The organism is Candidatus Eisenbacteria bacterium, from assembly GCA_016867495.1.
GTDB lineage: Bacteria > Eisenbacteria > RBG-16-71-46 > CAIMUX01 > VGJL01 > VGJL01.
Genome location: VGJL01000331.1, coordinates 1 through 1,980 on the forward strand (window position 1 = coordinate 1; position 1,980 = coordinate 1,980).

General features: G+C 66.8%; 1 protein-coding gene. It reads right to left on the minus strand.

The genetic code is table 11. The annotated features are described in order from the left end of the window. Nucleotides 1-274: 274 nt before the first annotated feature. Nucleotides 275-1,975: a glutamine--tRNA ligase/YqeY domain fusion protein gene (locus tag FJY88_13985; protein ID MBM3288436.1), complete on the minus strand. Its 1,701-nt coding sequence runs from the start codon at nt 1,973-1,975 to the stop codon at nt 275-277. Between the last annotated feature and the right edge of the window lie 5 nt (nt 1,976-1,980).

Consider the following 1,980-nt stretch of genomic DNA (forward strand, 5'->3'; position numbering starts at 1 on the left):
GCCGACCGGGGCATGCTGCTTCAACTCGATCTGCGTCATTGTTGAGGGCGATGTCTGTTTCGAGAACGGCGGGCTCTACCTGGGCGACAACACAGCCTGCGGGCCGGGTGTTTGTCCCGCCGTGCCGACCGTGAACACGACCTGGGGGAAGCTCAAGGCCGGCTTCCGGTAGAAACGAGTTGCCGACCGCAATCGGCCGCGCGATGGGAGGCCGGGGCTGTGAGTGTCCGACTCCGGACCGCTCCGGTCTCCCACCGCCAGAGTCCTCTTCGCTCTACCGCTGCGCCTTCTCGATCCTGGCCCAGGTATCCCGCAGGGTCACGGTCCGGTTGAAGATCGGCCGGCCGGGTCCGGAATCCCGAGTGTCGACGCAGAAGTAGCCGATGCGCTCGAACTGATACTTCTCTCCCGGCCGGACCCCGCGCATCGATTCCTCCATGCGGCAGCCGGCCAGGATGACGAGCGACTCGGGGTTCAGGAACTCCTTGAAGTCCCTTCCTTCCTTGTCGCCGCTAGGATCGGGGCGCGTGAAGAGGTGGTCGTAGAGCCGGACCTCCGCCTCGAACGAGTGCGCGGCCGAGACCCAGTGGATCGTCCCCTGCACGCGCCGGCCATCGGGCGCCGAGCCGCCCCTCGACGCAGGGTCGTGCGTGCAGCGGATTTCGGTGATCGCCCCCGTGGCGGGGTCCTTCGCCACGCCGGTGCACGTGACCAGATAAGCCCCGCGCAGGCGCACCTCATTGCCGGGATAGAGCCTGTGGTACTTCTTGGGAGGCGTCTCGCGGAAGTCGTCCGCCTCGATGTAGATCTCCCGGCTGAAGGGGACGCGGCGGACCCCCAGCTCCGGCCGCTCCGGGTTGATCGGGATCTCGAACTCCTCGACCCTGCCCTCTGGGTAGCTCTCGACGACCAGCCGGATCGGGCGCAGGACGGCCATCGTCCGGGGAGCGTTCTTGTTGAGATCCTCGCGGACGGCATGCTCCAGCAGGGCGATGTCGACGGTGCTCTCGCGCTTGGCAAGCCCGATCCTCTCCATGAAGACGCGGATCGCTTCGGGCGTGTAGCCGCGCCTGCGCATGGCGCAGAGCGTCGGCAGCCGGGGATCGTCCCACCCGGAGACGTGTCCCTCGGTCACGAGCTGGCGCAGGCGGCGCTTCGAGGTGATCGTGTAGGTCACGTTCAGGGGCGCGAACTCGATCTGTTGGGGCCTCTCGTCGAGGTCGATCTGGTCGAGGAACCAGTCGTAGAGGGGTCGATGGTCCTCGAACTCGAGCGTGCAGATCGAGTGGGTGATCCGCTCGATCGCGTCCGACTGCCCGTGGGTCCAGTCGTAGGACGGGTAGATGCACCAGGCGTCGCCGGTTCGGTGATGCGTCGCCCGCCGGATCCGGTACATGACCGGGTCGCGGAGGTTCATGTTGGGGGAGGCCATGTCGATCTTCGCACGCAGGGTCCTCGAGCCGTCGGGGAACTCCCCCGCCCTCATGCGGCGAAAGAGGCCGAGGTTTTCCTCCGCCGATCGGCTGCGATAGGGGCTCGGACGGCCGGGCTCCGTGAGCGTCCCGCGAGTCTCGCGCACCTCGTCGGCGGACAGATCGCACACGTAGGCCCTGCCGTTTAGGATCAGCTTCTCCGCCCACTCGTAGATCTGCTCGAAGTAGTCCGAGGCGAAGTAGAGGCGGTCCTCCCAATCGAAGCCGAGCCAGCGGACGTCCTCCTTCATCGACTCGACGTACTCGACCTCCTCCTTCTCGGGGTTCGTGTCGTCGAAGCGGAGGTTGCAGAAGCCGCCGTACTGCGCCGCGATCCCGAAGTTCAAGTGGATCGACTTCGCGTGCCCGACATGGAGATACCCGTTCGGCTCCGGCGGGAACCTCGTGTGGACGCGCCCTCCCCGCTTGCCATCGCGGATGTCCTCCTCGATGATCGCGCGCAGGAAATCGACCGGTGCTCCCGCTCCGGCGTCCGGGCTCATCCGGG